The 8,163-nt window shown below is 67.1% G+C and carries 6 protein-coding genes and 1 pseudogene; 4 read left to right on the top strand and 3 right to left on the bottom strand.

All coding sequences use genetic code 11. The annotated features are described in order from the left end of the window. From JMF82_RS21110 to JMF82_RS21125, 4 genes are all read left to right on the top strand, one after another. A partial coding sequence (locus JMF82_RS21110; protein WP_201316494.1) for a winged helix-turn-helix domain-containing protein occupies positions 1-502 on the top strand: 502 nt, incomplete at its 5' end. Further along, on the top strand, positions 499-1,776 hold the full coding sequence (locus JMF82_RS21115; protein ID WP_201316495.1) for an ATP-binding protein: 1,278 nt from the start codon (positions 499-501) through the stop codon (positions 1,774-1,776). The genes JMF82_RS21110 and JMF82_RS21115, both read left to right, overlap by 4 nt. 258 nt (positions 1,777-2,034) lie before the next feature. Beyond that, the gene (locus JMF82_RS21120; protein ID WP_201316498.1) at positions 2,035-2,310 is read left to right on the top strand and encodes a hypothetical protein; all 276 of its coding nucleotides are present in this window, start codon (positions 2,035-2,037) and stop codon (positions 2,308-2,310) included. Position 2,311: 1 nt separating this feature from the next. Beyond that, positions 2,312-3,139 (top strand): sterol desaturase family protein, encoded by an 828-nt coding sequence (locus JMF82_RS21125; RefSeq protein ID WP_236585616.1) that lies wholly within the window; start codon positions 2,312-2,314, stop codon positions 3,137-3,139. 297 nt (positions 3,140-3,436) lie between these two features. Here JMF82_RS21125 and JMF82_RS21130 read toward each other — a convergent pair whose 3' ends face one another. The 3 genes and pseudogenes from JMF82_RS21130 to JMF82_RS21140 form a co-directional block, all read right to left on the bottom strand. After that, on the bottom strand, positions 3,437-5,881 hold the full coding sequence (locus JMF82_RS21130; protein WP_201316496.1) for a tetratricopeptide repeat protein: 2,445 nt from the start codon (positions 5,879-5,881) through the stop codon (positions 3,437-3,439). A gap of 106 nt (positions 5,882-5,987) precedes the next feature. Further along, positions 5,988-7,316, bottom strand: a complete 1,329-nt coding sequence (locus JMF82_RS21135; RefSeq protein ID WP_201316497.1) for a BatD family protein — start codon at positions 7,314-7,316, stop codon at positions 5,988-5,990. Then, positions 7,313-8,163 (bottom strand): annotated as a pseudogene (locus tag JMF82_RS21140) (hypothetical protein); the annotation flags it as partial. The pseudogene JMF82_RS21140 and the gene JMF82_RS21135, both read right to left, overlap by 4 nt.

The raw sequence follows: 8,163 nt of genomic DNA on the forward strand, positions 1-8,163 counted from the left end.
GCAAGGCACCACGACGCCGATCATCATGCTCACCGCGCGCGGCGACGATGTCGATCGCATCGTGGGCCTGGAGATCGGCGCCGACGATTATCTTCCCAAGCCCGGCAATCCGCGCGAGCTCGTCGCGCGCATCCACGCCGTGCTGCGCCGCGGCCATGCCGCGCCGGGCGCGCCGCATGCCGAGGGCGGTTCGGTGCATTTCGGCGCGTTCGTGCTGGAGCTGGACACGCGCCGCCTGTTGCGCAACGGCGAACCGCTGCGGTTGACCACGGGCGAGTTCGCCGTGCTCTGCGCGCTGGTCAAACGCCCTGGCCAGCCGCTGACACGGGACCAGTTGATGAGCCTTGCGCGCGGCCGCGAGCACGATGCGTTCGATCGCAGCATGGACGTGATGCTCAGCCGATTGCGCCGGCTTATCGAGGACGACCCGCGGCAGCCACGCTGGCTGCAGACGGTATGGGGCCATGGCTACGTGTTCGTGCCGGAGGGAAAGCCGCTATGAGCGCCTCGTCCTCCGGCTTGTTCTCACGCCTGGTCTGGCTGCTCATCGGCACCATCTGCCTGGTGCTGCTGGTTGGCATGTTCGCCCTGCGCGTCACCACGAACGGGGCGGCGGTGAACTACAGCGGACGCGTGCTCGCCATGCAGGTGGCGGCAGCCGACGCGTTGATCGCGGAGGGGCGCAGCGATGGCGACCTCGCAGCCATCGGCGTGGACCATCGCGCCACACCGCCGCCCGCCAACGATGCCAGGCTTCCCTTGATCCACCGCGTGCTGGCCGAACTGCAGGCGCGCCTGCCGGGCCGCCGCGTGATGGCGTCCGGTCGCCGCGAGCCGGTGCTGTGGGTAAGCGCGGCTGCGCCCGCCACAGGATGGCTGGGCATTCCCTTCTTCGACCTGCGCATGCCACTGGTGCGAAGCACGGTGCTCACCGTGGGCCTTTCCACCCTGCTGGTGCTGCTGATCGCCGCGGCCTACGCGCGCAGCCTGACCCATCCGCTCAAGCGCCTTGCCGACGCCGCATCGGCCGTGGTCGCCGGCGCGCCACCGCCGGAACTCCCCACCGGCGCAGTGCGCGAACTGGTGGAGCTCAATGCGGCCCTCGCGATGGCGGCCGCCGACGTGCGCCGCAATGCGCGCGAGCGCGACGTGATGCTGGCCGCCATCTCGCACGACCTGCGCACGCCGCTGGCGCGCCTCAGGCTGGGGCTGGAGTTGTCCTCCACGTCATTCGATGCATCGGTGCGCGAGGGCATGGTGGCGGACATCGAAGCGCTCGACGCCTTGAGCGCGCAGTTCATCGCGTTCGTGCGCGACGGCGGCGAGGAAGCCAGCGACACCGTGGACGTGACATGCCTGTTGCGCGACCTCGTGGCGCTGAACGATGCCGCCGGGGGGCGCTGGCAGATCGATGCGCCTTCGCCGGCATCCATCCAAGGCAAGCCATTGGCGTTGCGTCGCGCCCTCGACAATCTCATGCGCAACGCCATGCATCATGGCGAGCCGCCGTTCCAGGCCACGTTGCGGGATGTCCACGGCGAGCTCCGCTGCAGCATTGCCGACGCCGGGCCGGGCGTACCCGAGACACTGATATCCCGCCTTGGCGAACCCTTCATGCGAGGCAACGAAGCGCGCAGCGACGCGGTAGGCAACGGCCTCGGGCTGGCGAGCACGCGACGCATCGCGGCACAGCACGGCGGACGCCTCGTGCTGCGCAATCTGCCGCTGGGCGGCTTCGAGGCAACCCTCGTATTGCCGCTGCGCCCTGCGCACTGAAGCCCGGCTGCACGCGACTCATTTCATGTGGAAGCGCGCCATGCGCGCGGGAGATGCAAGGCGCGGAAGCGACACCTGCCGGCCATCGCTTTGCCGAGCGCCGCATCAAGGTGGACGCTGCTGTCGCACGCAGGATGCGCTCCAAAGGAGAGGCATCGCCTGCCGTTTACAAACGCTTACAACTGCGCGTGAGGCAGACAAACCTCGGCAAGCCATGCGGATTAGGGTATCGGCCACTCGGCTCACGGCAAACACACCATGCGCAAGTCACTGCTCTTGATCCTTTCGCTGCTCGGTACGGTGCTGCTCCCAGCCCACGCGCAGTCCAACAACGACCAACGCGCCCGCGCGGTACAGGAACTCCGCTCGCGATTCGCCAAGGCCGATGCCGATGGCGATGGATGGCTTACCCGCGACGAGGCCAAGGCCATGCCTCGCGTCGCCAGCCATTTCGACGACATCGACGCCGATCACGATGGCAAGGTGAGCATCGAGGATATCGGTCGCTATATCGCCTCACAGCGCGGGAAGTGACATGGACTTCTCCGCCATGCCCCGCGCCTTGTTGCTGCTGCCCGTGCTGTTGCTGGCGGCGGCGCTGGAAGGCTGGTACCTGCAACACCACCGCACCCGAACCTACGACTGGCGCGCCTATCTCGCATCGTTCGGCGACCTCGCCGGGCGGATGGTGATCAATCGCCTGCTCGGCGCAGGGCTCGCGGGCCTCGTTCTTGCGCTGGCTTATCGCTACCGCCTGGCCGACATTCCCATGCATCGCTGGTGGTCGTGGCCCTTGCTCCTGGTGCTGCAGGACTTCTTCTACTACTGGATGCATCGCGCCGACCATCGCATCCATTGGTTCTGGGCCACGCACAGCGTGCACCATTCGCCCAACCAATATTCATTGGCCGCCTCGTACCGGCTCGGCTGGACCGGCAAGCTGAGCGGCGGCGCGATGTTCTTCACGCCGCTTGCGCTCGCCGGCTTTCCGCCCTCGGCCATTGCCGCCGCGCTGTCAATCAACCTGCTCTATCAGTTCTGGCTGCATACGGAACTGATCCCGCGCCTGGGCGTGCTCGAGTGGGTCTTCAACACACCCGCCCATCACCGCGTTCACCATGCCAGCAATGCGGCCTACGTCGATCGGAACTACGGCGGCATCCTCATCGTGTTCGATCGACTGTTTGGCAGCTTCGCCGTGGAACGCCCTGACGAGCCCTGCCGCTACGGACTCGTGCAGCCGCTGCAGAGCCACAATCCGCTCGTCATCGCCAGTCACGGCTGGCTGAAGTTGTGGCAGGCAGTTCGGCGCGCCCGTGGCTGGCGCACCCGGTGGCATGCGGTGTTCGGCCCCCCGGCGTGACCGGCGCCGAGAGCATCGCCCGACTCGATGCCACAGTTCCACAGAACCATGGAATCAGCAGATGCGCTCTCCCTCGGCGCTCCGGCACACGACCATCGGTTCACGCCGATCGGCCTGCGCGTCGCCGGCATCGCGCCGAGGTGTTTCAGGCCCGATGCGTTCGCGCTGCCTTCCTCCGCGGACGTGCAGCAGTGTCAACTGCCTGCCGCCGTACCCGTATGGGTGATGATCGTACCCATGCTCCCGCGCGTGGACCTTGGCCAACTGCCAACGTGTGGAGCAACGGTGCGACGCGGGCTACTTCGGTGCTCCGCCCAGGCTCTGCATGAGCTGCTGCGCCTCGTTCGATTGCGGCGCCACCGCCAGCACGCGCTGGGCATAATCGCGCGCCTTGTCGGCATGGCCCGCGTCGCGTTCAAGGCTGGCCAAGGTGAGCAGCAGCGTAGGTTCGTAGGGCGAAGCCTGCAGGGCCGTTTCCATCACCCTGCGCGCCTGCTCGTCCTGTCCTGCCGAATGCAGGGCCACGCCGTACACATAGGCGAAGCGCGGATTCGCCGGATCGGCCCGATGGGCACGTTCGAGCCAGCCCATCGCTTCTCGCTGCCGGTTCTGCCGTACCAGGGCAAGCCCCTTCGCGTGCAGCAGGCTGGCATTGGCGGGCACGGCGGCGATGCCGTCGTCGATCACTTTTTCCGCATCATCCTCGCGCCCCAGCGAGCGATACATGTCCGCCAGATTGATATAGGCCGGCACGAAATCATCCTGCAGCTTCAAAGCGTGACGAAACGCCTGTTCGGCCTTCGCCGTCTCGCCGCGCTCGGTGTACACCAGGCCCAGGTCGTAGTGCGCTTCGGGTCGATCGGCAATCGCTTGCTGCGCCGCCATGAACATGGCAAAGGCGCGATCGCGCGCGGCGCGCTGGCCGGCGTCGAGTTCGGCGTCCGGTATGCCGCCGAGCACGCGGCCCGCATTGACGCGCACGTCCAGCACGGGATCGTCGGCCAGTGGCGCGGCCATGGGCCCGCGCACGCGGGCGGGGAACGCGGTGAGCGCTTCCAGCGCCGCCTTGCGCATCAGCGGGTCGGCGTCATCGAGCGCCGCCTGCAGCGTGGGCACCGCGGCGGGGCTCGCGTAATGCGCCAGTTCGCCGACCGCCGTGGCGCGCGCGATCACCGGCGACGTCGCATCATTGGCCAGCTCCATCAGCAGGTTCGCCGCATTGGGCTTTCCCTGTCTTCCCGCGTCCAGTGCCTCGACGAAATGCTGGAAGCCCTTGCGCCCGGGACCGTGCACCTTTTCGATGGCATCGGCCGCCCACTGCGCGCCCTTGCCGGCGTGGCAGTTGGCACACGCGTTGGGCACGCCGAATTTGACGGTGAGATCGGGGCGCGGCACGCGGATGGAATGATCAGGCCTCGCGTTGATCACCATGTAGTTCTTCGCAGGCATGTGGCAGGCCACGCACTGCGAGCCGGCAGTGCCGTCCTGGTGCATGTGGTGCGCCGTGGTGTCGTACACCTTGGGCGAATGGCAGCTCCCGCACAGCGCATTGCCTTGCGCACGCACCTTGGCCGTGTGCGGATCATGGCAATCGCTGCAGGTCACGCCCTTGGCGTACATGCGGCTCTGCAGGAAGGAGGCGTAAACATAGACTTCATCGAGCTGCTGGCCATCCGCGTGATAGCGCCCCGCTGCCAGCAATACCGGATCGTGGGTGTCCATCAGCCGACCGGTCGGAGCGCTGTCCTTGGCGATGATGTTTCGCCGCGAATGGCACACCGCGCAGGTTTCCACTTCGCGATGGCTCGCCAGCGGCACGCTACGCACCGGGTTGCCCGTGGCCGCATTGGGTATCCACTGCATGCCTTTGCGTTCGTCGAGCACGATGGCGAGGCCCTTGCTGGCGTCGGCCTGTTTCCGGCCGTCACTCCATTTCGCCCATTGGACATGACGCGAACCCGGACCGTGGCACGCCTCGCAGGCCACGTTGACGTCGCTCCAGCGGGTCTTGAAGGTATCGCTGGCTACGTCATAGTTGCGCTGCACGTTGGTGGAATGGCAGTCCGCGCACATGTAGTTCCAGTTCTGGTTCAGGCGTGTCCAGTGCAGCGTGTCGCGTGCGCCGATGTGTTCGCCGGGATAGAGGTTGAACCACCGTTGCCCGCCTTCGGCCGCGGGCCGCGCATCCCACGAGGCGCGCAAGGCCTGCATGCGGCCATCGGGAAACGCCACCAGGTATTGCTGCAGCGGATAGACGCCGAAGGCGTACTTCACTTCGAACTCGCCGGGCTTGCCGTCGGGCCCGTCGGTTTTCACGAAGAAGGCCTGGTCGCGCCTGGAGAAGCTGGCCTGGCTGCCGTCCTGCTTGAGCGTGGCGTTGTCGAAGTTGCCCAGCGCGGTATGTTCGTTCACCGCCTGCATGGCGAGCGCATGATGCGACTGCTGCCACGCGGCCGTTTCCTTCGCGTGGCAGGAACCGCAGCCCTGCGCACCCACGTAGTGAGCGGACGGTTTCGAGAGGGCGGCTGAAGCCGGCGGCGCAGAGGAAACGACCGGCGCCTTGGTGTCCGTCACCGGTTTGCGCAGCCACCACGCGCCCAACGCGACGAGCACCGGCACGCCGACCACAAACGGCAACCACCACCAGCGGCCCGGCTTATGGGCAGGCGGCGACGGTGGCAAAGGAGGCGAAGGCGTGGCGGGCATCGAGCGTCGTTGCTGGCGCTTCCTGGAACGACCCATGCCTTGCTCCCCCGTTTCGCCCTTGGATGCGGCGCATCCGCGCACGCCGGCTGACACAGTACCGCGGCATGGTAACGGGCCACGGCGATGAGTTCGTGAAGACGCGCTAGGCCGGATTCAAGGGCGGCAGCACGACGCCGCGCCGGCGTTGGCGCCGCTCGCGGCGCCAACGCTTCCGCGCGGCCACCAGACCATCGATCAAAGCCTGTGCCGACCAGGGCTCGGCGGTTGCTCCATACAGCGAGCCATCGAGCGCCGTCCACTGGGCTTCCAGCGACGCATCGCCATAACGCCGGCACCAGGCTTCGATCGATGCGGGTGCGCCTTCTTCCGCGCTGCGGCGCGCCCAGGCATCGGCGCAGGCATGCAGCGGCGCGGCCGAGGTGGCGTGGCGCTGGCGGCGCAATGCCGAGAACGCGGCGGCCTCCGAATGGCGTTGCCGATAACGCCATGCCTTGAACCGCTGCCGCCAGCGTTGCAAGCGGGCGCGGAAGATCCAGGCGGCCCATGCGATGACGGCCAACAGCATGAGCAGCAGGCCCAGGTCACTGGTGAGGAGACCGATCACGCCCGGCACCAGCCCCTGCCCCGGCAAAGCGAAGCGCGGTCGCGCCGGCGCGCCCCACCACGCATGGAACTGCACCGCCGGCACCTCGCTTGCCTGCCAGGTGTGCGTACGGCTATCCAGCCAGCGCACGGTCATCGCCGGCAAGGTGTAACGTCCCCGCCTCTGGATCACGTAGCTCGCCGAGTCCACGCGACTGCCACCCACGAAACCTCCCTGGTTGCCGACGACATCGCGCGTGACCGGCGGCGACACGTAAAGCCCAAGGCCGTGCACGGGCGAAAAATTCACCGGTTGAAGCATCATGGCCGGTGCGCCCTCGGCGGTGATTTCCACGCGCCGCGTGACGCTGTCACCCACATGCAGCCCGCCGTCCTGCGGCAGCACGGTCTGCTTGATCGACACCGAGCTCGCGATCAACGCTTCGGTCACGCCCTTGGGCAGCACCAGCGGCCGCACCGTCAACGTGAGCGGCGGTGTCCGCGCCGTCACTGTCGTCGACCGCGGTCCGATACGCGCCGCTATGTCGAACGAGGGAATCTGCACCTTGCCCGAGATCAGCGGCGTCACCAGATACGTGCGCGATACGCCCGACCAGGTGGCGCCATCGATGGTATCCACCACATGCCCCGGCGTTTCATCGGACAAGGCCAGGTAGACGCCTTCCACGTGCGGTACGGGCAACACGGGCGCGTCGGTGAAGAAATCGGGCGTGAGCACGTCGACCACGATGCGCGCCGTCTCGCCTTCCACCAGCGAACCCGCGGGCTCCTGGTGCACGCGCACCTGCATCGGCGGAGCAGGCGACGGCTGGTCGGCCGATGCCGCGCCGGCCAGCAACAGCAACACGCAGGCGAGCCCGGCCTTCATGCGCCGGGCTCCTTGATCACTTCCTTGGCGGGCGCGGTCGGCTGCCCCGGCGGGGGCGCCTGGTTCTCGACGTTGAATTTGGTGCGCAGGAAATCCGCCGGCGACACGTTGAGGTTGCGCATCCACACGTCCGACGGCACCTGTTGCGGCAGCTTGCCCATGAGCTTGGTCTTGCCCGTGCCCTTCTTGCCCTCCTTGTCGAACTTCACCTTGTCGGGCTTGTATTCCTCGTCCTCATCCTCGGGGGGCACTTTCTCGCGCATGCTGATGAGCTTGTCCATCAGCAACAGGTTGGCCTGTGCCTGCGCAAACGGATGGTGCATGCGCAGCGCCTGGTCGTAGGCGTCCTTGGCTTCCTCGTATTGCGTCATCCGCGCGAAGCAATTGCCTTCCATGAATTTCGCCTCGGGCGTCGTCAACGCGGCAAACACCTTTTGCGCGTCTTCGTAGCGCGCATGCTCATACAGCGCGAGCCCCTTCCAGTACGGGTCCTCGAACAGCTCCGACGCCTTGGCGAAGTCACGATGCTCGTAATACCAGCGTCCCTGCTGGTCGGGGGTAAAGAACCAGTCCGCCACCTTCCAGTCGCCCGCATATGCCGGCGCCGGCAAGCCGCCCAGGCCGAGCGCGCCGATGACGAATGCCCAACGCACCACCCAGCCGCGACGGAACCACAGCAGCGCGAGCAGCACCAGCGGATAGCACAGGTAGTAACCGTATTCTTTCCATCGTACCGTGGACGTGGTGTCCTTCACGATCGTCAGGTGATGCAGCGCCTCGCGCTGTACCCAGCGCATGTCGTCGTCGCCGGTGGTGATGCTGGCCAGCGGCACGTGCGCCTTGTCGG

It is taken from the genome of Dyella sp. EPa41, assembly GCF_016586165.1.
Taxonomy (GTDB): Bacteria; Pseudomonadota; Gammaproteobacteria; order Xanthomonadales; family Rhodanobacteraceae; genus Dyella.

Bases quoted from the DNA above. Each gene is read 5' to 3' on its own strand.
- JMF82_RS21115 (WP_201316495.1), top strand. From the start codon at position 499: ATGAGCGCCTCGTCCTCCGGCTTGTTCTCACGCCTGGTCTGGCTGCTC.
- JMF82_RS21120 (WP_201316498.1), top strand. From the start codon at position 2,035: ATGCGCAAGTCACTGCTCTTGATCCTTTCGCTGCTCGGTACGGTGCTG.
- JMF82_RS21125 (WP_236585616.1), top strand. From the start codon at position 2,312: ATGGACTTCTCCGCCATGCCCCGCGCCTTGTTGCTGCTGCCCGTGCTG.
- JMF82_RS21130 (WP_201316496.1), bottom strand. From the start codon at position 5,881: ATGGGTCGTTCCAGGAAGCGCCAGCAACGACGCTCGATGCCCGCCACG.
- JMF82_RS21135 (WP_201316497.1), bottom strand. From the start codon at position 7,316: ATGAAGGCCGGGCTCGCCTGCGTGTTGCTGTTGCTGGCCGGCGCGGCA.